Genomic DNA, 23,113 nt, shown 5'->3' with positions numbered 1-23,113 from the left:
AAGGTGCATATCACTATTCTAAGAAAGGATATTGGTGATTTCCATCTCTGGAATGCTGATTTCCGTTTGACCGGAATGGTGATTTCCAATGGCCGGACAGGTGATGGATTTCACTCCGGAATACTCACCACGTGAAAATATAATTGCTGGCAATTATATTTTAGCAGATATGCAGGCATATCTGGATAAGCGTCACAGACAACAAAATAAGAAAAATTTGATAAGGCATTCACCAGGAATAGGTGAGTGTTTTTTGTTTTCAAATATTTAATTAATCGAAAAAATAAAAAAGTTTTCCTCAGGGGGCTGTAAAAATGCCTCTCAGCGTTTCGTATTGTGTAAGAGTGTTTTTGACAGAAAAAAATAAAAATTTTTTCATCAAGAGGCTGTATTTATGCCCTTCATCTTTTGTATAAGTGTAAGAACATTTTTTGGCCGGCATAAAAATGATTTTTACAACAGTTAGAAACAGAAATGAGGCGAGAAAAGAATGAAATATGAATACATGAAGGAGTCAGAGCAGATGCTTCAGTACTTCCAGTTTCCGAAGTTTTTGCTGAAGCTGCGCATTTCTCAAAATGCAAAATTTCTTTATATGATTTTGTATGACCGGGCACGGATATCGAGAAAGAATAGCTGGATAGACAAGTATGGAAATGTTTATCTGATATTTCCTATAGAGGAATTGTCTGTTCAAATCGACAAATGCAAATCTTCTGTAAAAACAGCATTGAAGGAATTAGATGATGTGGGGCTATTGGTTCGCAGATCCGGTGGATTTTCAAAACCCAATCATTTATATGTAAAAATTCCATCTGATGAGATAGCTTTACAGACGGTTGATGATAAGGCGGTTGAAAAGATGGCTGTAATAGAGTCGGAAAAGCATCCATCATCTGGTCGTAAAAATGGCTGTGCAGGAGTCGAAAATATGGCACCTAGTAAAGTAACTGAGAAATATAAAAGAAATAAATATCATGAAGTAAATTATTGCTATGGGGAAGGAGAGAGTTTGTGATGAGAGAAGAAGATACCGTATGTGTAGGTAGTGATGGTTTGCAATACTGCAAAGTCTGTGGGGAAGCGAAAGAAGCTTTTTTCCCTGAGGGTGGATTTATGGGGATGAAGAAACATTCCAGGCAATGTGCCTGTGACAGAAAAGCGTATGAAGAAGAACAAAAATATTTTAAAGACAAAGAACACCGGGAATTAGTCAGCAGAAATACGAGCATCTGTTTTGACGAGAGCAGAATGGAAGAGTGGATATTTGAGAATGCAGATATGTCAGATGCGGTAATGCATAAGGCAAAAAATTATGTTGATAACTGGGAGAAAATGCAAAGAAATCATATAGGCTGTTTGTTCTGGGGACCGGTTGGTACCGGGAAAAGTTATGCTGCCGGGTGCATAGCCAACGATCTTCTTAAACGAGAAGTAACGGTAAAGATGACCAACTTCAATACCATTATCGATGATATATTTCCACTGGCAGACAAAACGGAATATATCAATGCATTGGCTTCGTATCAGCTTTTGATTATTGATGATCTTGGAGTGGAACGAAATTCAGAATATGCGTTAGGAATTATTTTTAGCGTCATAGACCGCAGGATCCGTTCAGGACGACCTTTGATCATCACAACTAATCTTCCACTGAAAGAAATAAAAAGCGAGACCATGTTGGATAAAAGGCGTATCTATGACCGTATTTTGGAAATGTGTACACCAATGTATGTTGGAGGCGCAAGCAAACGAGAAGTGATTGCAAGTATGAAAATGGAGAAAGCGAAAACGCTGTTGAATACAAACAGAGGGGAGGAGGAATGCGAATGAATCATACAGAAAAAACAATACCTGTTTGGCAGAAATATTCTTTAAATGTTTCCGAAGCAGCAGAATATTACGGAATTGGAGAAAAGAGATTGAGACAAATCGCAGGTGAAAATGAAGGAGCAGATTTTATTTTGGAAGTTGGTTCGCATATCCGGTTCAAAAGAAAATTATTTGAAGATTATCTGGACACAGCCAATACAGTTTAAGTGACAGAATAGAAGAAATAGTAATTAAAATAATGTTTATTTTATCTTAGCGAAGGGAAGGGCTTGTGGTATAATGAAGAAACCGAGACGGTCTTCCAAGTTAAATGAACATTTGATGAAGGAGACTAAAAGATTATGAGTGAAAAAAGGAGAGATCATAGAGGACGTATATTACACAATGGAGAAATACAGTTATCTGATGGCAGATATCGATTTAAGTATGTCGATGAGATGGGAAAGGAGCGCTACGTATATAGCTGGCGCTTAGACCATAACGATGCAACTCCGAAAGGAAAGCGCCGTACTTTGTCGCTTCGGGAGATGGAGAAGAAAATCCAGGCGGACCATTTCGAGCAGATTGCAACAAATGGCGGAAATATGACGGTACTGGAACTGGTTGAAAAATATACATCAACAAAAACCGGTGTCAGACCTACTACAGTTGCAGGATACGGAACAGTTATCAATTTATTGAAGAAAGATCCATTTGGAAAAAGAAGGATTGATACGGTTCGGATTTCGGATGCAAAATGTTGGCTGATACATCTTCAGCAGGTAGAAAAGAAAAGCTATAGTTCCATCCATTCAATCCGAGGAGTTCTTCGTCCGGCATTTCAGCTGGCAGTGGATGATGACCTGATCAGGAAAAATCCATTTCAGTTTCAGCTAATGGAAGTGGTTGTGAATGACAGTGTGACAAGAGAAGCAATCAGCAGAGCGGAGGAACGTAAGTTTCTACGATTTGTGAAAGAGGATTCTCATTTTTGCAGGTATTATGAGGGGATTTACATATTATTTAAAACCGGCCTTCGCATCTCGGAATTTTGTGGTTTGACCATTTCTGACATTGATTTTAAGGAGCATACGATCAACATCGATCATCAATTGCAGAAAAAATCAAAAATCGGATATTATATTCAAGAGACTAAAACAACCAGCGGAACGAGAAAGATACCTATGACTGCAGATGTAGAGGAATGCTTTCGGAAAATAATAGAAAAACGAAACCCGCCCAAAGCAGAACCTATGGTAGATGGAAAAAGTGGATTCTTATACTTTGATAAAAATGAAAGTATCTGTTATTCCCTGCACTGGGAGCATTATTTCCAACACATCATTCAGAAGTATAATAATACTTACAAAGTACAGATGCCTGCCATTACACCGCATGTATGCCGGCACACCTATTGCTCAAATATGGCAAAATCCGGAATGAATCCAAAAGCATTGCAATATTTGATGGGCCACTCAGAGATCAGCGTAACGCTGAATACATATACGCATGTAAATCTTGAGGATGCCAGGGCAGAAGTTGCCCGGATTCAGGTTGTGTAATTACGATTTTTAATTAAAAATAGCAAGGTGTAAAATAGAAAAACATACACCTTATTTTACACCTTTTGCTGACGATATTATGCGAAAATAAACCAGGTTATGCCAGAAAGCAAAAAATTACAAAGGCTCACAAAGCCCGAAATACCAAGAAAAACTAAGAAATGCGAGGTTATGCAACAATGATAAAAGTGCTCTTTATTTGCCACGGAAATATCTGCAGATCCACCATGGCAGAATTCATGTTCAGAAATATGGTTCGCAAGGCGGGCAGAGAGAAAGACTTTCTCATCGAGTCTGCTGCCACCAGCCGTGAGGAAATCGGCAATGACATTCATCCGGGCACAAAAAAAAAGCTGCAGGAGAACGGCGTCCCCTATGAACGCCACTATGCCCGGCAGATGAGCCGGACCGACTACAACAAGTTCGATTATCTCATCGGTATGGACGATGCCAATGTTCGAAACATCATCCGCATCGCAGGCGGCGACCCGGAGAAAAAAGTCTTCAAGCTCCTGGACTTTGCGGGTGAAGACCGGAGCATTGCGGATCCCTGGTACACCGGAAACTTCGACGAAACCTACGATGATATTCTGACAGGACTGCAGGGACTTTTCCGGGAGTTATTATAATGCGTGCTCTGCCGTCGAATATTCGTAAAATATTGATAATGCAAAGAGCGCATCGACGACCTGCCGAAAAAAAACCGCTGCATCAGACAATTAATTCCGATGCGGCGGTCCCGTTCAAAATTCAGATTCTGTTTTGTCTCAGCCCGTTTGCGGGCATTGCGGCATCGCACGGTTCCGTGCTGCTGTGATGCGCAGATCGGTTATCTCGCTGCGAAGTATTTTTTTGCGGGGGTCTTGTACAAAGCCTGCGTAATCACAACGGCAACGATGATACCCACCACAAACTGTCCGATGTTCCATGGGATGGCGACAGCCGCGGTAACCCAGTTTCCGTAGATGACGCGCTCTGCCAGGAAGTATCCGGCACACATTTCCGCACCGCCAAACGCCATGCCAACGATGTCGACAGCCGTCACTCCTTTATCGGAGACCTTGCGGCCCCGGCGTTCCAGCAGATCAATGACCAATCCCATGATGAACGCCATCAGGAATTTGATCACAAAGGTCCATGGCGCCCAGAAGGCGTACCCGCCCAGGATATCTCCCAGCGCGGATCCCAGTCCGCCGGCCAGCGCTCCGGAATTTCTCCCGAGAAGCAATACCGACAGGAAGATCATGGCGTCGCCCAGGTGGACGTAGCCCTGCGTTCCCGGCACCGGGATTTTGAACAGGCTGGTTGCCACCAGAATGAGGCACATCATCAGCCCGGTCATTACGATTCTGTAGATTGTCTTGTCCGTGTCCAGTCTTTTCATGTCTTATCACCTGATTCTTTCTGTAAAGTTCTGACCTCGCCCTCATCTTCAATTCCCGCGGAGACATCGCTCGGCTGCTCAATTGCTTCATTGCCCGATCACTCGATTGCTTCGCTGCTTTATCGCAGCTCTCTCGCAGCTCTCTCGCTTTATCACTTATAGGGTATTGACCTTTTCTGAGGTCACATTTATAATATCACTAAAGTGTATTCTGTTAAACATTCAGTTTTAATTATTTTCAGATGTACAGTTTACAGAAAGGAACAAAATGAAGCCGTTTACAATCGAATTAGATAACAGTTCTTCTCGACCGCTGTATGTACAGTTATACGACTACCTGAAGCGGGAGATCACTAAAAGAAATATAGCGGCCGGAGAGAAGCTCCCTTCGCTGCGCCGTCTGGCCCGGGAACAGGGCATCAGCATCACTACGGCGGCGGGAGCCTACAACCAGCTCCTGGTGGAGGGATACATCATCAGCCGTCCGCAGTCGGGATACTATGTCGCCGAGGTCGGTTCGGGCTCCGGCGGCGAAGGAGAGTCGCCGGAAAACTTCGACTTCGATACATATCCCTTTGAGGAACCTGAATACAAATACGATCTCAGTTCCTTTGATTTTGTCAAATGGAAAAAATGTATGGCGAAAGTGCTCACCGAGCACCCGGACCTGCTTTTGTCCGAAAGTGATCCTCAGGGGGAACGCGTTCTGCGACATGAAATCTCCCGATATGTCTACACCTCCCGGGGCGTCCGGTGCACTCCGGAGCAGATCGTCATCAGTGCGGGGACTCAGCAGCTGACCAACCATCTGGCCAGGATCATGCGGCGGATGCACATCGACCACGTGGCGACAGAAGACCCGGGATACCTGCCGGTGCAGAGTATTTTTCGGGATCTGGGTTTCGGGATGACAAAGGTTCCTGTGAAGGAGGACGGCATTGTGATTGAAAAGCTTCCGGTAAATATCCCGTCGGCCGTATACGTGAGCCCTTCTAACCAGTTCCCGACAGGCTCTGTAATGCCCGTGGGGCGGCGCTACAGGCTGCTGGAATGGGCGAGAGAAAATAACAGCATCATCCTAGAGGACGATTACGACAGTGAGCTCCGGTACTTCGGAAAGCCGGTGCCGTCCCTGCAGGGGCTGGACAGCGGCGATCATGTTGTGTACTTCGGATCTTTCTCCTCGACCCTGTTCCCGGCGATTAAAATCAGCTACATGATACTGCCCCCGGGGATGGCGAGGATTTTCGGACAAATAAAAAAGGACTATGATCAGACCTGTTCCAAGGAGGAGCAGCTGACCCTGGCTATGTTCATGGAAAAAGGGTACTACTATACGAACATCCGCAAGCTGCGTAATCTCTATGCACAGAAACTGCACGCCGTACTCAGCGCTTTTGAGAAATATGCCGACGGATTCGTCCGGCCGCTGAACACACGGTCTGGAATCAATATCACACTGCAGGTTCATACGGCGCTGCCGCCGGAGGAGCTGAGCCGGCGGGCGGCACAGCTGGCGATCCACGTTTCCCCGGTGGCACGGCTGACACACCGGGAAACCGCGGCGCTGATCTTTTACTACAATCAGATCCCGCTGGAGGAAATCGATTCTCTGATACGGGAAATGGTACGGAGCTGGCGGACTGATGCCTGACGGCGCCGGCATCGGCAAGCTCCGGCAGTTGTCCGGCGCGGCGAGCGCGCGTCAGCAGTATACCATCGGCGATCTCCGGCAGTTGTCCGGCGCGGCGAGCGCGCGTCAGCAGTACGCCATCGTCGTCCCCGGCGCGTCCGGCGTTCGAGGTCGCCGGCGATCGCCAGCCGTCGTGAGCCGCCCGGCGCGCTATATGTCGCTTCTCGCCAGGATCTGCGCAGGCGTTTTGCGCATGACCGTCGCCACCGGCAGCAGACCAGCCAAAAGGTTAAACACCAGAATCAGCAGGAATGTGATTCCGGCAGTCAGGGGACTGACCGTATACAGGCTTTTATAATATGAACTGAAGCTCACGAGGTGGTACATCATATAATACATGATGCCGATGCCCACGGTGGCGGTAATCACTGTAATTGCGATAATCTCCCCGGCGAACTTCCGGTAAATGTCCCTCTTCTTCAGGCCGATGGCGCGCAGTATTCCAACCTCGCGGATCCTGGACAGGAAGGAGGACCGGAGCATCAGATAGATCTCGATCAGCGAAATCAGAAGTATGATTCCGGCCAGAATCAAAGACGTCTTAAGTGCGTCCCGAACCGATTTAACATACGCTTCCTTCTCCCGATTGAAATTCACCGTGCCGGTAAGCCCCTTCGCAGCCAGATTCTCCACCAGAGTCTCCGGATCCTCGGAGTACACCGACAGCTTTTTCTGTTTGTGGATATTATCCAGAGCCACTGTATGCTTTGTCACGTAATAGGTATCCTCGCCCTCTTTCGCAGAGGTGTAATACCCTACGATGGTCAGCTTCCTTCCATTCATCTTCGGCGTGATGGTCTTGCCGATCTTCATTTTGTCTTCCTCGGAATGTGAACTGTTGACGATCACCTCATAATTCTTCTCAGGCTTATGACCGGATTTGATTTTCAGGCTTCCCTTCGCCAGATCGTAATTCCGCACCTGCGTTCCGCCCTCAGCTGTGCCGGTTTCCGACAGATAGCCGGTGCCAAGGTCTCCGTCATAATTTTCCTGCGCCTCCTCCGATGGTGCAGCAGCCAGAATGTCGGTAAACTGGCTCTTCCGGACGAAAATTGAAGGAGATCCGCAGTCTGAAATTCCGACGACGGTGTAGGCCTTCAGACCCGGAAGCGTAACCCTGCGTCCCAGGAACTGCCTGTACTTCGTCAGTCCGATGGCAGATCCCGTCTTCTGGGCGAAGAAGGACTTCAGCACCATTTTATCCACCACAATCTGATGCGACTTCTCCGGCATTTCTCCGGCGTAAAGCCGGTCCTTATCCAGAAATTCCTGAGAGACCATGGACCCCTGAAGCTGTCCGCTGAGCGACGCCGTCTGGTAGTAATCGTTCATCGGCACCGTGAATGTCACCGTCGAATTCCCCGGAATCACGTACGCGGCATCCTTTGTAGCCGCAGCCTTTTTCGCAAGGGCAGCGCTCTTCCCCGGATTAGCCACCGTGACATAATGCTCGTCCGTCTTCATGAAATCACCCCGCTGAACGTCCAGGATTCCCACAATATGACTCACTGCGTAAAATGCGAAAATAGCCGCAATCACAAAACCGATCAGAAGGAGTTTCTTCAGCGTCCGGAATTTCCGGATAGAGGCGAAACCCTTTCCGATGCAGTTCAGCGGCGTGTAGACAGAGCGGTAGCGCGCTCTGAAATTCTCCGGAAGGCAGGCGCTGTAATCAAATGCGCTGCTCTCAAATACGCTCTGATCGATGGCGGAATAATGATCGTCGATAAGTTCCATATCGCTGGTCTCATCGATGACACTGAACTGACCTCCGGTGTCAATGAACAGATTCCCGCCCCGCACCGCCAGTTTGATGGCAGACTGCACAGGCCTGTCCGCATACACATCCACGGAAATCCCCTGAGAATTCATATGATTCTGCACCGGCATGTCCTTCAGATAAATGCGGTTTTCCAGCTGATAATCAAGCGTGGAGTTCCGTTCATTCTCCTCATCGCTGATCACCCGTCCGTCTCGGATGCGGATGATGCGGTCGGAATAGAATTCCGCGATATTCTCTTCGTGAGTGACCAGCAGCACCAGACGATCTCCGGACAGCTTCTTGATCAGATTCATGATTTCAAGCGTATTGCTGCTGTCCAGATTTCCGGTGGGCTCGTCGGCGATGATAATCTTCGGATTCTTGACGATGGCCCGGGCGATGGCTACTCTCTGGCGCTGTCCGCCGGACAGCGCGCCCGCGTTTTTGTTTCTCTGCGCATAGATCCCTACGGCTTCCAGGCAGTAATGCACCCTTTTCCGGATGATCTCCCTGTTCCGGATCCCCACCATCCGCAGAGCCACGGCGACATTGTCGAAAACTGTCTGGTCATCCATCAGATTGAAATTCTGGAAGATATATCCGATGTTCGCATTGCGTATTGTGTCGATCCTGCCGGAACGGCGGCGGGTAATCCTTTGTCCGTCAACAAAGATGCTCCCGCTGTTTACCCGGTCCAGCCCGCCGATGGCATTGAGCAGCGTGGTCTTGCCGCTGCCCGAGGCGCCCAGAAGGGTAACGATGCCACTCTCCGGCAGTTCCAGACTGGTGTTGTCGATCACATGGATCTGATTCGCCTTATGGCGGTTGAAATATTTGTTTACCTTCTCTAACCGGATCATATCTACGCCTCCCCTCTGTATACGTTCATCGCACTCTTCTTAAAGATCTTGCGGGAATACCGCTCCGAAATAAGCAGAGACATGACCAGCATGATGATGAACAAAGCGCTGTAATAGCGCGGTCTCATAAAGGAGACGAAGTTCTTTACCGCGGTCAGCGGCAGGATTCCCTGGTTGACCAGAGTCACAAAGCCCATAACCAGCGCCACGGCGATCAGCATCACCATCAGAAGCTCGATGCGCAGCAGATTCGCTGTGTTCCCGCGGCTCGCTCCCAGGATCCGGAGAGTTGAATAATACGTGTTTCTCGACCGCATGATCAGCCGTATCACCGCGTAAGCGATGAAGAACAGCGCAATGAACAGGATCCCGAGCAGCACTCTGCTGAAGATCTTGTTGATGAATGCGGTGCCCTGTGTGGTGTCCGAGAGGACGCTCTTCATGGACAAAGGCTGGTACCCGGCGCTTTTCAGCGCTTTCATGGTTGCGTCGGACTTCACTTCATTCTTCATATAGGCGGAAATCTGGTAGTTTCCCCGGTCGAACAGACGGTTGAAATCCCTGCTGTTCACAAAAATGCACTGCGCATATGTATCATAGTCGCTTTTCTGGTAGCCCAACAGCGACTGCATGTTATCTGCTTTGAACACGGCGCTAACCTTCAGCGTCCTGCGGGAGGTGAAGTAGCGGTTCGTAATCTTCACTTTCAAAGGATATCCCACAGCCTTGCCGTCTTTGTAATAGCTCTCTGCGTCATCTTCACAGATCCAGACATTTCCCGGGCTGACCCGGTCCGAGATGAACACTGCCTGTGCGTTGTTCCGCGAAACTATTTTCCCGTTCATTGTCAACGTAGTGCCGGAGGATGTGGCGACCGTGGACACGAGAATTCTGTTCGCCAGCTCATCCGTGACGTATATTCGGGAATAAGCGTACATCGCGGCTCGTGAATCCTCTTCATCGTTGAGAATGACGCCCACGACGCGGACCTTTTTGTCAGAGATTCTTCCTCCTGTACCCTCGTCCACGTTATAGGTGTCCAGATAGTAGCGCTTGCCGAGGATCTTCTCTCCCATCTCCTTCAGCGATTCGTAGGCTTCCGACATATCGTTCACGCCCACGACGATCTCGTTGGCTTTCTTCGGAAGGCGTCCGAAGGACAGTTTTCCGCTGCTGATGGTGGACACGCTGTACGCCGGTCCCTCCACATAAATTTTCTGGGATTCCAGAGAAACAACACGGTCCAGCGCCAGATCATTCTTGACGATATGATCGATGTTCGCCATTCCTTCGATTTTTTTATAATCGGCCGCAGTAAAGGCCTTCTGGTCCTGACGGTGCAGCACGATCCGTTCCGGAGAGGTATCATAGAAATACTGGTTGCTTCCCTGCAGGGAAACCTCGTGCTCCTGATTCATCAGAGCAGAATATCCCCCGAGCACTGCAGTGCTGACAAAAAGATAGATAAAGAGAAGCAGCAGGAATTTAGCGGGCAGGTTGAAGGTGTTCCGTATGCCCAGACGGAGTTCCGAAATCGCGGAAAGGCGCGTCCTTTTCTTTTTCGCTTCCTTTCCGGCGACGGCCTCGCTCTCCTGCTCCACATTCTGCACGGGCTTCAGTTTCTGGTCCTCGATGATTCTTCCGTCCCGCATCATGATGCGGCGCGTGGCGTAGGGCTCAGCCTGCTCATAGTTGTGGGTGACCACGATGACAAGCTTGTCACGGGAGATTTTGTACAGTGTCTCCATCACCAGCGCAGCAGACTCGCTGTCCAGGTTTCCTGTCGGTTCGTCCGCGACGATAATCGGCGCGTCCTTGGCGAAGGCTCTCGCGATGGCCACTCTCTGCTTCTGTCCTCCGGAAAGTCTGGACACTCTTGTTCTGGCATAGTCCCGAAGTCCCAGCCAGCGCAGAATTCCCATGATGCCGGATTTCAGTTCTCTTTTTTTTCGTCCGTTGAGCAGCATCGCCAGCTCCACGTTCTGATAGACAGTGTAACTGTTAATCAGGTTATAATCCTGAAAAATATTTCCGATATAGGTTTTGCGGTAGTTCTCGTAGTCTTCTGTCCGAAAGGCACTGGTATCCTGTCCGGCAACGAACATTTCCCCCTCCTCGTAGGTGTCCAGGCCGGAAATCACGTTCAGCAGTGTTGACTTTCCGCCTCCGCTTTCTCCGGTGATCACCACGAATTCGCCGATGTCCAGATTCAGATCCACCTTGGAAAAGCCGGTACTCACCGTGTCGTGGCCGGAATAGAACTTCGACACCTTTCGCATCTCAATCATATGCGGCATTTTTGTTACTCCTCCTTAAACTCAAATCCCTTTGTTTTAACGATTTTGTCATCCGAAAGGATGAACAGGGCCTCGTAGCCATCCATGCCTTCAATCAGCTTCTTCCCCTTTTCCTTCCCCAGAATCAGGCACGTTGTGGAAAGCGCATCGCAGTCCGCGGAATGTCCCTTTATCGATCGGATGCTCACCCCTGTAACATCCGTCTCTACGGGCATCCCTGTCTTGCTGTTGAGAATGTGATGGTATTTCTTCCCTTTATATTCAAAGTATCTTTCGTAGACACCTGAAGTCACAATCGTCCCGTCAGACAGCGGCGTTGCCCCGACGATCTCACTCTGGTCGGAATAGGGCTTTTCGATGCCGATATTGAAGTCGGACCCCGCCTTGTCCCCGACACACTCGATGTTCCCGCCGAGACTGATGATGGCGCTGGTCACGCCCAGTTTCCGCAGGTATTCACTGACCCGATCAGCGATATAGCCCTTGGCGATTCCTCCCAGATCGATCTCGCCTTTTGTGGTTCCCATGGTCACCGTATTGCCTCTGACGTGAATCTGTCTGTAATCCACGTATTTCATCGCCTCGGCAAGTTTCCCCGCATCGGGCGGTTTCTGGTTCGATCCGTGGAAATCCCAGAGATCCTCTGCTTTTCCGATGGTGATGTCGAACTTTCCGCCGGTCATTTTTCCGTAGCGGATTCCTTTTTTTATCACCTCGACGGTGATGGGGTCGCATTTGACGGTCTTGCCTCCGGCGTGATTGATTTTGTAGATGTCGCTGCCCTTCTTGGTCTTGCTCAGAAGGTTCTCATACCGCGCGCATTGCTTAAACGCCTTGTCTATGGCGACGTTCGCCTTTTTCTCGCTCATATCCTTCATGTCATAGATACTGATCTTGCAGGTGGTATCGAAATAGAAGCTCTCTTTCGATACCGGCTCAGTATTGGACCCGCACCCGGTCTGTGGTATAATCAAAAGGGCGGCGAGCACGACGACCGCCGCCATCGAAACGAATTTTTTCATAAACATTCCCCTCAGGAGTATTGACAGTATCTATGTTTAAAGTATTAACAAAAGCGGATTTCATTCTTCTGATCCTGCTGGTCGCCATCGGTCTGGCCCTGTCTTGGGTCAGTCTGTCCGGAAGCGTCCACGGGCAGACCGCTGTCGTAACCGTCAACGGGCACGAGTACGGGAGGTACAGCCTCAGCCGCAACCAGTCCGTAACGATCCGGCAGAACGGACACACAAACAAGTTTAGCATAAAAAACGGCCACGTGCAAATGACATACTCGGACTGTAAAAATCAGCTCTGCGTAGAGCACAGTTCCATCAGCCGGACGAACCAGAGCATCGTCTGTCTGCCCAATCGTGTCGTTATTGAAATCAAGGGAGGTGATGGCTACGATGCAGTCTCGAACTGAACGAACCCGCCGCCTGACGCTCAGCGCCATGTTCGCGACTCTGGCACTGATCTTCACCTACGTAGAGGTTCTGATTCCTTATAATCTGGGGATTCCCGGCGTTAAACTGGGACTTGCCAATCTGGTGATTCTCATCGCCCTGTACCGTATGGACGTCCGCTATGCGCTGATGATCGATCTGATCCGCATCCTGCTGGCCGGACTGATGTTCTCCGGTCTCTTCGCCATGCTTTATTCTCTGGCGGGAGGAATGATCAGTCTATTGGTCATGGCGCTCCTGCAGCGCACCGGAAAGTTCTCCATGATCGGCGTCAGCATGGCCGGCGGCGTTTCTCACAATTTCGGACAGCTGCTGGTGGCCGCTCTGGTTGTCACCAACGCCAGAATGTTCGTCTACTTCCCGGTTCTTGTGTTCTCCGGCATCGCCGCGGGCATCGGCATCGGCGTCATCGCATATATCATCAACCGCAAGCTCCCCTCACAGCTGTTTAAAGGAGGCATTTCATGAGAGAATCCATCACCGCCCTCCGGGCACAAATGAAAGCGCATTGTATAGACTGGTACATCGTCCCTTCCACAGACTTCCACGGCACTGAATACGTCAACGCCCATTTCCGCTGCCGTCAGTTCCTTTCCGGATTCACCGGCTCCGCCGGAACCCTTCTGGTAGGACTGCAGGAAGCCCTTCTTTGGACTGACGGCCGCTATTTTCTGCAGGCCGGGCGCCAGCTTGCGGGCTCCGGCATCACTCTGATGAAAGCGGGCGAACCCGGCGTTCCTACTCTTCTGGAATTCCTGGAGAACAAAAGAAAATCCGGACGCTTCGTTCTGGGCTTTGACGGCCGCGTCATCAGCCGTGCCGACGGTCTGCGCTATGAAGCGCTGGATGTGGATATCCGATGGGATCAGGATCTGACGGCCGCCGTCTGGTCTGACCGCCCGCCCGTAGTTCCGGCCGCCGTCTATGAGCTGCCCCTTTCCGTGACCGGCCGGACCAGGGCGGACAAAATCGGGGCGGTCCGCGCCGAGATGAAGCGGAAGGGCGCGGACCGCCTGCTGCTCACCAGCCTGGAAGAGATCGCCTGGCTGCTGAACCTGCGGGGAAGCGACATCGCCAACAACCCGGTTTTCTTCGCTTTCGCGCTGCTGGACGCCGAGACGGAGGGAACTATCGGCGAATCCGATGCAGAGCCTCCCGAAGAGTCGACAGACAAGGCGTCTGAGGAAGAGTCAGCGAACAAGGCGGCCGCAGGCGAGCCGGCGAGCGATGCGGAGGCTCCGGCAGGGTCGGCGAGCAATGCGGGCAGGCCGGCTACGGCCGGCGGGGTACAGCTCTTTGTTTACGACGGCGTCCTGCCCGACGGTTTCCATGACGCACATATACGCAGCTACGAAGCTATCTCTTCCACTCTCGCGCAGATTCCGCAGGGAACAACACTATGGATGAACGGGAAACAGGCCAATTACGCTTTGTTCCGCAGCCTGCACCGGAACATAAAAATCCTTGACGCTCCCTCACCCATCGACCTGATGAAGGCCATCAAAAACAATACGGAAATTGACTGTGAACGTGCGGCGCATCGGAAAGACGGTCTTGCGATGGTCCGCTTCCTCTACTGGCTGAAATCTACGGTCGGAAATAAGCCTCTGACGGAAATCGACGCCGCCGACCGCCTGGAGGCCCTCCGCCGGGAGCAGGGCGCCCGCGACCTGAGTTTTCCCACGATTGCAGGCTATAACGAAAACGGGGCTGTAATCCACTACGCCCCGACGCCGGAAACTAATGCGACTCTGTCACCCTCCGGATTTCTTCTGGTGGACAGCGGAGGCCAGTATCCTGACGGCACCACGGATATTACCCGGACAATTCCTCTGGGACCTCTAACAACAAAGATGAAGCGCTGCTACACCGCTGTCCTGCAGGCTCATATTGCTCTCGCCTCTGCGCGATTCGCGCCGGGAACAACCGGCCGGACGCTGGACGAAATCACTCGCCGTCCGATCCGGGCGCTGGGTCTGGATTACAATCACGGAACCGGGCACGGCGTAGGCCATCTGCTGAGCTGTCACGAAGGTCCGAACATCATCAGCAAACGCGGTTCCTCTCAGGCGATTCTGCCGGGAATGATTACGTCCGACGAACCCGGCGTATACCTCGAGGGGGAATTCGGCGTTCGCCTGGAGAACCTTCTTTTGTGCGAAGACATGGGAGACGGAACCTTTGGGTTCACGCCCCTGACGCTCTGTCCCTTCGACCGTGCCGCGATTCTGCCGGAAATGCTAACGACCGACGAGCGCACCTGGCTGAACCACTATCACGCCACGGTATACAAAGTCCTGTCCCCTCATCTTCCGCCCGCTCTTACCGACTGGCTGGCTGCGGAAACCGCTGAAATCTAACTTACTTATGCGGGGCTACGCGAGTGCACAGCGCAGCCGGGAAGGGGCATGCTCGCTTACGGCTGCTACTGCTCGTTACGCGCTTTGTTCAGCTGATGAGAGATCGTCATGTTCGCAAGAATATCCAGAATGCCGCTGACCAGAAGGCCTGCGCCGATTATGACGAAAAACAGCTTCACGGTATGGAAGGGGAACATCATCAGAATCAGGCCGAACAGCATAATTGCGATGGCGCCGAACAGACTTCCCTTGAAATTCTTTACATTGAAACGTTTCATATTGATGGCGTGCTGAATACCCAGAACCCCTTTGACGGTAATCAGCAATCCGAACAGAAACGGAACCAGCGAGATAACGAGCTCCTTTTTCGCTATGATGAAGATTGCCAGAATGATCATGACAATTCCGCCGGCCAGTCCGTTCGTGTTTTCGACAACCCGGCTTTCCACGGTTGTCATCATATAGCTGAGAATATAGATGATCCCCATGGCGCCGACCGCCAGCGCCAGCAGATAACACAAAGTATTACCGACGATGTCCGGTTTGACAATCAGGGTCAGACCCAGCAGAATGTAGATCGCAGATACAATATAACTCGATTTATTATACATCTCTTCCTCCTGTCGTTCTGGGACGCTCAGTGAACAAAGGAGCAGTCCGGCGCAGTGCGTTCAAGGCGTAAGGCTCCGACTGTCCTTTTGTGTTCATCATACCACAGATATCTGATAATGCAAGCCGCAGGGCGCACTAGTCTGTGTCAAGTGTGTGCCAGTTTGTGTCATGCCGCCCGACGCACCATTAAAAAAGGAGATGCGGCGGTTTTCGCATCCCCTTTTCTTTCGGTTATAAGGAAGGTTATCAATTAAACGTTTTCGTCGCCGATGTCTGCGGACTCGTCCACGACTTCTTTGACCGTTTCCGGAGCTTTCTCCTCAGCCTTCTCAACGGTTGTTTCAACCTTGATCTCCTTGACCGGAGTCTTTTCCTTCGCAGAATCCGCCTTCGTGTCGTCGGCTTTCACGTCGGCAGCCTTCGCCGTCGTATCGGCAGCCTTCTCTTTCGCGTCGTCGGCTTTCGCATCGGTACTGTCGGCTGGAGCATCTTCTTTCTTCGCAGCCGCGGCGGCTTTCTTTGCGGCTACGGCCTTCTTAAGAGCTTCGATTTCCTCAGGGCTCTTCTTCGGAGCGGCTTTCTTTTTACGCTCGTCGTGAATCGCGCCGGTGGGGCACTCTTTGGCGCACATGCCGCAGTTCTTGCACTTCTCCGGGTCGATGTAAGCCAGGTTGTTTTCCACTGTGATCGCGTCGAATTTGCAAACCTTCTGGCACTTCATGCATCCGATACAGGCGTTGGAACACTCTTTACGCGCCACGCCGCCCTTCTCTGTGTTGTGGCATTTGACCACGACCAGATTTTTGGCAGGGCTAATCCGGATCAGCGAGTTCGGGCAGGCCTTCGCACAGGCGCCGCAGGCAACGCAGGCATCTTTGTTCACGACAGCTACGCCGTCGCAGATGTGGATGGCGTCGAAGTCACAGGCTGCCTCGCAGTCACCCAGACCCAGACATCCAAAGGGGCATGCGTTCATGCCGCCGAACAGGTTCTTTGCGGCCTTGCAGGTCTTGATGTCATTATAGGCCAGGAGCGGCTTGACGGCGTCTCTGGTGCCGTTGCACATCACAACAGCCAGCTGCTTTTCGCCCGCTTCAGCAGATTTTCCGAGAATTTCGCCCAGCTTCGCGGCAACAGCCGCACCGCCAACAGGACATTTGTTGATGGACAGTTCCGGATCCTCAACAAGCGCGTTGGCATAGTCATCGCAGCCGGCGAACCCGCAGCCGCCGCAGTTTGCGCCAGGCAGCTCCGCACGCAGCTTGGATACACGCTCATCGACAGGCACATAGAATACCTTCGATGCGTAACTCAGGATGCAGGCGGCCACAAGACCGATCGCTACAACCACTACGATTGCAATTACTATCAAATCCATTCAGGTCTCCTCCAATCTTTAAGATACCATGCCCTGGAAGCCCATGAAGCTCAGGGACAGGATCGCAGCAGTAATTAACGTGATTGGAACGCCTCTGAACGATTCCGGCATTCTGCTCTGGTCAACCAGTTTGCTTCTCACGCCGGCAAAGATGATCATGGCAACCAGGAAGCCGATTCCCGCGCCGAACGCGCAGACCAGAGCCTCAATGTAGTTGTATCCATCATCGATGACGGAGATACAGACGCCCAGTACAGCGCAGTTCGTCGTGATCAGAGGAAGGAATACGCCGAGGGACTTGTACAGAGCCGGCATGCTCTTCTTCATGAACATCTCCACCAGCTGCACCAGTGCAGCGATGACCAGAATGAATACGATCGTCTGCAGATAGCCGATCTCAAATTTGTTCAGGAGCTGCATGATCGGCCAGGTAGCCGCGGTTGCCAGCACCATGACGAAGGTTACCGCGATTCCCATACCCTTTGCCGAATCCAGTTCCTTTGAAACACCCAGGAAAGGACAGATACCGAGGAACTGTGCCAGTGGGTAGTTGTTAACCAGCACCATGCTGAGAATGATTACGCCGATATTTGCTAGCATGCCACCTCTCCTTTCTCTCTATTTGCTTTTTTTTCATCCGAGCAGAGACCCTCCATTGCGCAGCCCGCGCAACCGAAGTCTTTTCTGATCTTGCTCTTGTCTTTTGCCAGGTAGGTCACCAGCGCCATGACGACCGCAAACGCGAAGAATCCGCCCGGTGCCAGGTTGAAAATTCCCATGCCCGGAATGAATTTGTCCAGTACATGGAATCCCAGCCATGTGCCGGAACCCAGAATCTCACGGAAGGAGCCCATCAGGAACAGCGCGAAGGTGAATCCGATGCCCATTCCGATTCCGTCAAGTGCGGAATCCAGAACAGAGTTTTTGTTGGCGAACATCTCGGCGCGGCCGAGGATGATGCAGTTTACTACGATCAGAGGTATGAACAGTCCCAGTGAGGAATACAGCGCCGGCACATAGGCCTGCAGCAGCAGCTGGACGACTGTTACGAATCCGGCGATAACTACGATGTAGCACGGGATTCTTACCTTGTCCGGAATGATGTTTCTCAGCATTGAGATTACGATGTTGGAGCAGATCAGAACCGCCATCGCGGAAACGCCCATTCCAACGCCGTTGCTTACAGATGTGGTAACGGCCAGTGTCGGACAGGTTCCGAGGACCAGCACGAGTACCGGGTTTTCTTTGATAATACCGTTGGTCAGGATGCCAAGTCTGCTTTTCTTTTCCATTACTTCACACCTCCCATGGTCTTATATTGCTCAAGCGCAGCGTATACACCGTAGTGAACCGCACTTCCGGATACGGAAGCTCCGCTGATGTATTTGATCTGACCGTCATCCTTGACAGATGTGGAATTCAGTTTCGTCAGACCCTTATACTGCTTCAGATAGGACGGTTCAAAGTCCTTGGTTCCCAGTCCCGGCGTATCTGAATGGTTTGTCACCTCAACGCCTGTGACCTCACCTTTGTTGTCAACGCCAACCATCATGGTCAGCGTGCCGCCGAAGGATTTGCTCTCAACAGTGCATACCATTCCGCTTTCGTTCTTCGCTGTGTAGCATTCTGTCACAGCCACGCCGTCTCCGCTGTGGCTGACCAGCTTGTCTTTGTATTCGACAAACTGCTTTTCTGCCGCGGGGAGCAACGCTCCTCTCGTCGCGTCTGCTTTTGCTCTGGAGTTCGTGTCGATGATCGGTTTGGTGATGCCGTAGACCACAGCCAGCGCCGCGGTGATAACGAGGCAGATACAAACCAGTACGACGATCGGTGCAATGTATTCTTTAAATGTGTTACTTTTCATCTTTCTTTGCACCTCCCTTGCAGTAGTAGTTCCGGATAACCTTGCTGTCGATCAGCGGTGTCAGCATGTTCATGAACAGAATCGCGAAGGAAACGCCCTCCGGATACGAACACCAGATACGGATGACCATAGTGACCACGCCGCAGCCGATACCGAAGATGAGCTTGCCCTTGGACATGATCGGGGACGTCACATAATCCGTTGCGCAGAAGAACGCTCCGAACATGACTCCGCCGGCACATACATGGAAAATCGCCATATTGAACGCATTGTAGTCTCCTCCGACAATCGCGTAGTAGATCAGCGAGAACACAAAGACGGTCGCGATGAAGGACACCGGAATAATCGGCGAGATGATCTTCTTCCAGATCAGGAACGCGCCTCCGATGAGAATCGCGATCGCACTGACCTCACCCATGGAGCCTCCGCAGGTTCCCAGGAACAGGGACAGATTGTCCGGAAGAGTGGACACATCCTGCTTGCCTTTGGCAACCTCACTGAGGATTCCCAGAGCCGTCGCACCTGTGGTGGCGTCGGTGTTGTCCATGCGGGTCACCGGCCAGGTGGTCATCTGAGTTGTGAAGGACAAAAGCAGAACGATACGGCCGACGATAGCCGGGTTCGCAATGTTTCTGCCCAGTCCGCCGAACATACACTTCACGATGACGATGGAGACAAAGGTTCCGATAATCGCCATCCAGAAGGGGAAGCTGGAGGGAAGGTTCATCGCCAGAATCACCCCTGTGACGCAGGCGCTCAGATCCTTCACTGTATCAGGCTTCTTCATTAATTTATTGTACGCCCACTCGAAGAATACGGCTGAGATCGCGCAGACCGCGGTCAGTGCGATCGAACGGGCGCCGAAGACGACGATACTCATGATGAAGGATGGCACCAGTGCGATGAGGACCATCAGCATCGTCTTCTGTGTATCCAGAGTTGTCACCAGATGCGGTGAGGAGGATACCGTCAGATTGTTATAATAGTTCTTATCCATTACTTGATTCCAGCCTCCTTTACAATACCTTTGCCCAGCTTGTTCATGAAGGCCAGCGGTCTTCTCGCGGGACATACGAAGGAACAGCTGCCGCATTCCATGCACTGCATTACCTGCAGATCGGAAAGCATCTGCGCGTCATGATTTTCATACGCTTCTGCCAGTCCGGTAGGAAGCAGATTGAACGGGCACGCCTGATGACATCTTCCGCAGTTGATGCACGCGGTTTCTTCCGGGATATAAGCCTGCTCCTCAGAGAAGGCAAGAATAGCGTTATTATTCTTGACGATCGGCATCTGGTCTGAGAAGATCGCTCTTCCCATCATCGGTCCGCCCATCAGAATCTTCTTCGGCGCAGTTTTATAGCCGCCGCAGAAACCGATGACGTCATGAATCAGTGTTCCAATAGGAGCGATGATGTTCTTCGGCGTTTTCACCGCATCTCCGTCCACCGTCATTCTCTTCTTGATGAGAGGAATGCCGTCCTTCAGATACTGTCCGAAGAAAGCGACGGAGGTAACGTTGGAAACGATTACGCCCAGATCTGCCGGCAGAACTCCTGCAGGACATTCCTTACCGGTGACCTCATAGATCAGAACACGCTCTGCACCCTTGGGGTAACGGGCCTGCAGCTTGAACGTCTTCAGGTTGGTAATCCCCTGTTCCGCGATCATCTTGTCGAACAGCGCGATAGCGTCCGGCTTGTTCTCCTCAATGGCGATGTAGCCCTGGCTTGTCTCCAGATACTTCATGATCTCCAGCGCGCCGTCGATAACGTTCTGAGTATCCTCCAGCATCGTCCTGTGGTCGGACGTGATGAACGGCTCGCACTCCGCGCCGTTGATGATGAAGGTATCCACTTCATCTTTGTTCTTGGGATTGAACTTGATGTGTGTCGGGAAGGACGCACCTCCCAGACCGACGAGACCGCTGGCTCTGACCGCAGCCACAAAACTGTCCATGTCCGTGATCTCCGGGACTTTAATCTCCTCGGACAGTTCCTGCTTCTTGTCCGGCTCGATCACCACCAGAGTATCCATTCCGCCCATGGCGTTGCGCTGTGTTTCAATGCCGGTAACCGTGCCTGAAACACTGGCATGAACAGGTACACTCACAAAAGCATCAGTGTCACCGATGACCTGCCCCACCTTGACCTCATCGCCTTTTTTCACGAGAGGCTTACATGGCGCACCGATGTTCTGGGACATCGAAATCTTGACGATATCCGGAATCGGCATCACTTCGGTTTCACAGCCGGCGGTGTTCTTGTAATGACCGGCATCGATGCTATGCAAATGCTTTGCATTAGAACTCATATTGAAACCTTCCTTTCTAAATAGTAATTTAATTATTCCTTATAATCATACGGGTATCATTATACACCTATGAGTGACAAAAAGCACTAAAAAAATACACATTTTCATCACAAAAAAATACAAAATACATCCCTATACAAAATTGGTTCACTTTCGCCACACCCCTTTGTTTGCAAGGACTGCGCGGCTGCCTCAGAACGCTTCCTTATCAGTTGCGGCGCAGAAGATAAGCCCGCCTTATCATATGCCCACCAGGACACAGCCGTCACCGTCTATTCCCATGACATTCTGGCCCAGCGCACGGAGTGTTTTCGCATATGTAACAATTTCTTCTGTAATTTCCTCTCCGGGACAGATCACGGGGATTCCCGGAGGATAAGGGATAATCGCCTGAGCGCAGACTCGTCCTATCGCATCGTCAATTGGCGTTCTGGCTCTTTTGTGAGGAACGGGGTGGAGAACAAAGGACTGATTCGGCCATGGTGGTGCTTCACCCTCCATCTCGTCCCGCCGTTCTGCTTCGTCTTCGTCGCGGGGGTGTGCGACGGCGTTTCCGGGTTCTGCCCTGCCGCTGGCGGAAGCGATGGCGTTCCCGGCTTCCGCGATTTCCCGCAGCGCATCATAGAGCCGTTCGTAATCGTTTCGCGTGTTTCCGATCCCGCTCATGCACATCACGAGGTTCCCTGTGATCAGCTCCGCCAGAATTCCCCTTTTCCGCAGTTCATGTTCAAGCTCATATCCGTTCAGCCCCCGCCGGCTCATATCGAGGTTGATTTTGGAGTCATCCAGCCGTGAATGAGTCATGACCTGCAGACCGTCAATGGAAGCTGCTCTGTCATAAAACAGCTCTAGTTCCTTCTTCCAGTCCTTTATCAATTCCGCGCCGTGCTTTTCCAGCAGATCCGCATTGATATCCAGCGACGCCATCAGCAGATAAGAGGGGCTGGTGCTTTCCATCTTCTGCAGGGCGTCTTCCAGTTCGTCAGAATCCACCCTGTCGCTCATCACATTGCAGAGCGCCGCTTCCGTGAAAGCCGCCAGTGTTTTGTGTATGCTGTTGATGACAATGTCTGCTCCCAGATTTTCCGCAGCCATGAGACAGCGTCCGGCGGCTCTGCCGTTTTCATCAAAGAACTTCAGATGCGCTCCGTGCGCCTGATCCACGATTAGAGTCATTCCTGCATCGTGAACGATCTCTGCAATGGAAGAAATGTCGCTGCATATCCCGTAATAATTCGGGCTGGGAATCAGCACAGCCGATGCGTCCGGCGCGGCTGCAATGCAGCGGCGGATTTCCTCAGGCCGGATCTCTCCGGTAATTCCGTATTCCGGCAGCATTTCGGGAAACGCATAGACCGGCTGCGCTCCGGCCAGCGACAGCGCATTGTATACCGCCTTATGACAGTTACGCGCCAGTATCAGCCTCCCGCCGGCCGGAACAGAGGCCATCACCGCAGCGACAAGGCCGCAGCTGGATCCGTTGACAAGCAGATAGGATTCCCGGCTGCCGTACAGGTTCCGGTACCGATCCATGGTGTTCCGGAGAACACCCTCCGGCTGAAACAGATTGTCCGCTCCCGGAATCTCTGTGATATCACAGTCCATCATCTGATCCAGAAATCCGTCGTAGCCGAAACGGCGGTACAGATTGCTTCCCTTGTGTCCGGGCATATGGAAGGACACGGTTCTCTGCGCCGCGTGGTCAAGCAGGAAACCGGTCAGTTGTTCTTTGTTCCTCATAAGTTTTCCTTCC

Annotated in this window: 21 protein-coding genes; 9 read left to right on the top strand and 12 right to left on the bottom strand. The window is 51.4% G+C overall.

What is annotated here, in order from left to right; translation table 11 throughout:
• Positions 1 to 490: 490 nt before the first annotated feature.
• The 5 genes from FYJ64_RS09575 to FYJ64_RS09555 all read left to right on the top strand — a co-directional run bounded on the left by FYJ64_RS09575 (position 491) and on the right by FYJ64_RS09555 (position 4,003).
• Positions 491 to 1,018, top strand: a complete 528-nt coding sequence (locus tag FYJ64_RS09575; protein ID WP_154574925.1) for a replication initiator protein A — start codon at positions 491 to 493, stop codon at positions 1,016 to 1,018.
• Entirely contained in the window at positions 1,018 to 1,833 is an 816-nt protein-coding gene (locus tag FYJ64_RS09570) for an ATP-binding protein (RefSeq protein ID WP_154574924.1), read from the top strand. The genes FYJ64_RS09575 and FYJ64_RS09570 overlap by 1 nt, the downstream gene beginning before the upstream one ends.
• On the top strand, positions 1,830 to 2,039 hold the full coding sequence (locus FYJ64_RS09565; protein WP_154574923.1) for a MerR family transcriptional regulator: 210 nt from the start codon (positions 1,830 to 1,832) through the stop codon (positions 2,037 to 2,039). Before FYJ64_RS09570 ends, FYJ64_RS09565 begins: the two co-directional genes overlap by 4 nt.
• Positions 2,040 to 2,174: 135 nt before the next feature.
• The gene (locus FYJ64_RS09560) at positions 2,175 to 3,374 is read left to right on the top strand and encodes a site-specific integrase (protein ID WP_154574922.1); all 1,200 of its coding nucleotides are present in this window, start codon (positions 2,175 to 2,177) and stop codon (positions 3,372 to 3,374) included.
• Between the two features lie 161 nt (positions 3,375 to 3,535).
• A complete protein-coding gene (locus tag FYJ64_RS09555; RefSeq protein WP_465250644.1) occupies positions 3,536 to 4,003 on the top strand; it encodes a low molecular weight protein-tyrosine-phosphatase in 468 nt (155 codons plus the stop codon).
• Positions 4,004 to 4,203: 200 nt separating this feature from the next.
• Here the strand turns inward: FYJ64_RS09555 and FYJ64_RS09550 are convergent, their stop codons facing one another.
• A complete protein-coding gene (locus FYJ64_RS09550) occupies positions 4,204 to 4,758 on the bottom strand; it encodes an ECF transporter S component (protein WP_154574920.1) in 555 nt (184 codons plus the stop codon).
• 268 nt (positions 4,759 to 5,026) lie between these two features.
• Here FYJ64_RS09550 and pdxR point away from each other — a divergent pair, with 268 nt between their 5' ends.
• Positions 5,027 to 6,412, top strand: a complete 1,386-nt coding sequence (gene pdxR, locus FYJ64_RS09545; RefSeq protein ID WP_154574919.1) for a MocR-like pyridoxine biosynthesis transcription factor PdxR — start codon at positions 5,027 to 5,029, stop codon at positions 6,410 to 6,412.
• A 189-nt stretch (positions 6,413 to 6,601) separates the two neighbouring features.
• Here pdxR and FYJ64_RS09540 read toward each other — a convergent pair whose 3' ends face one another.
• The 3 genes from FYJ64_RS09540 to FYJ64_RS09530 are packed head-to-tail and all read right to left on the bottom strand — an operon-like array spanning position 6,602 to position 12,392.
• Positions 6,602 to 9,073, bottom strand: a complete 2,472-nt coding sequence (locus tag FYJ64_RS09540) for an ABC transporter ATP-binding protein/permease (RefSeq protein ID WP_154574918.1) — start codon at positions 9,071 to 9,073, stop codon at positions 6,602 to 6,604.
• 2 nt (positions 9,074 to 9,075) lie between these two features.
• Complete coding sequence (locus tag FYJ64_RS09535; protein WP_154574917.1) at positions 9,076 to 11,370, bottom strand: ABC transporter ATP-binding protein/permease; 2,295 nt, start codon at positions 11,368 to 11,370, stop codon at positions 9,076 to 9,078.
• 5 nt (positions 11,371 to 11,375) lie between these two features.
• Complete coding sequence (locus FYJ64_RS09530) at positions 11,376 to 12,392, bottom strand: FAD:protein FMN transferase (RefSeq protein ID WP_206045628.1); 1,017 nt, start codon at positions 12,390 to 12,392, stop codon at positions 11,376 to 11,378.
• A 32-nt stretch (positions 12,393 to 12,424) separates the two neighbouring features.
• On the opposite strand from FYJ64_RS09530, the gene FYJ64_RS09525 reads away from it, so the two are divergent.
• From FYJ64_RS09525 to FYJ64_RS09515, 3 genes are read left to right on the top strand one after another with little or no spacing between them, the layout of a single operon-like run.
• Positions 12,425 to 12,793, top strand: coding sequence for a NusG domain II-containing protein (locus tag FYJ64_RS09525; protein WP_154574915.1), 369 nt, complete (start codon positions 12,425 to 12,427; stop codon positions 12,791 to 12,793).
• Complete coding sequence (locus tag FYJ64_RS09520) at positions 12,777 to 13,301, top strand: Gx transporter family protein (RefSeq protein ID WP_154574914.1); 525 nt, start codon at positions 12,777 to 12,779, stop codon at positions 13,299 to 13,301. The genes FYJ64_RS09525 and FYJ64_RS09520 overlap by 17 nt, the downstream gene beginning before the upstream one ends.
• Complete coding sequence (locus FYJ64_RS09515; RefSeq protein WP_154574913.1) at positions 13,298 to 15,193, top strand: aminopeptidase P family protein; 1,896 nt, start codon at positions 13,298 to 13,300, stop codon at positions 15,191 to 15,193. Before FYJ64_RS09520 ends, FYJ64_RS09515 begins: the two co-directional genes overlap by 4 nt.
• 65 nt (positions 15,194 to 15,258) lie before the next feature.
• Here the strand turns inward: FYJ64_RS09515 and FYJ64_RS09510 are convergent, their stop codons facing one another.
• From FYJ64_RS09510 to FYJ64_RS09475, 8 genes are all read right to left on the bottom strand, one after another.
• Positions 15,259 to 15,804, bottom strand: coding sequence for a DUF308 domain-containing protein (locus FYJ64_RS09510; RefSeq protein WP_154574912.1), 546 nt, complete (start codon positions 15,802 to 15,804; stop codon positions 15,259 to 15,261).
• A 251-nt stretch (positions 15,805 to 16,055) separates the two neighbouring features.
• Positions 16,056 to 17,183 (bottom strand): RnfABCDGE type electron transport complex subunit B, encoded by a 1,128-nt coding sequence (locus tag FYJ64_RS09505; protein ID WP_154574911.1) that lies wholly within the window; start codon positions 17,181 to 17,183, stop codon positions 16,056 to 16,058.
• Between the two features lie 18 nt (positions 17,184 to 17,201).
• Positions 17,202 to 17,783: an electron transport complex protein RnfA gene (locus tag FYJ64_RS09500; RefSeq protein ID WP_154574910.1), complete on the bottom strand. Its 582-nt coding sequence runs from the start codon at positions 17,781 to 17,783 to the stop codon at positions 17,202 to 17,204.
• Positions 17,777 to 18,475 carry an electron transport complex subunit RsxE gene (rsxE, locus tag FYJ64_RS09495; RefSeq protein ID WP_154574909.1) on the bottom strand — a complete coding sequence of 233 codons (699 nt, stop codon included), beginning with the start codon at positions 18,473 to 18,475 and terminating at the stop codon, positions 17,777 to 17,779. The genes FYJ64_RS09500 and rsxE overlap by 7 nt, the downstream gene beginning before the upstream one ends.
• Positions 18,475 to 19,047: an FMN-binding protein gene (locus FYJ64_RS09490; protein ID WP_154574908.1), complete on the bottom strand. Its 573-nt coding sequence runs from the start codon at positions 19,045 to 19,047 to the stop codon at positions 18,475 to 18,477. The genes rsxE and FYJ64_RS09490 overlap by 1 nt, the downstream gene beginning before the upstream one ends.
• Positions 19,037 to 20,044, bottom strand: a complete 1,008-nt coding sequence (locus tag FYJ64_RS09485) for an RnfABCDGE type electron transport complex subunit D (RefSeq protein ID WP_154574907.1) — start codon at positions 20,042 to 20,044, stop codon at positions 19,037 to 19,039. Before FYJ64_RS09485 ends, FYJ64_RS09490 begins: the two co-directional genes overlap by 11 nt.
• Positions 20,044 to 21,360 (bottom strand): electron transport complex subunit RsxC, encoded by a 1,317-nt coding sequence (rsxC, locus tag FYJ64_RS09480; protein WP_154574906.1) that lies wholly within the window; start codon positions 21,358 to 21,360, stop codon positions 20,044 to 20,046. Before rsxC ends, FYJ64_RS09485 begins: the two co-directional genes overlap by 1 nt.
• Positions 21,361 to 21,600: 240 nt before the next feature.
• Entirely contained in the window at positions 21,601 to 23,100 is a 1,500-nt protein-coding gene (locus tag FYJ64_RS09475) for an aminotransferase class I/II-fold pyridoxal phosphate-dependent enzyme (protein WP_154574905.1), read from the bottom strand.
• Positions 23,101 to 23,113: the final 13 nt, after the last annotated feature.

The organism is Hornefia butyriciproducens, from assembly GCF_009695915.1.
Classification (GTDB): Bacteria; Bacillota; Clostridia; order Peptostreptococcales; family Anaerovoracaceae; genus Aminicella; species Aminicella butyriciproducens.
Note: the sequence above shows the minus strand (reverse complement) of the source record. Positions and strands in the feature narration are given on the sequence as shown.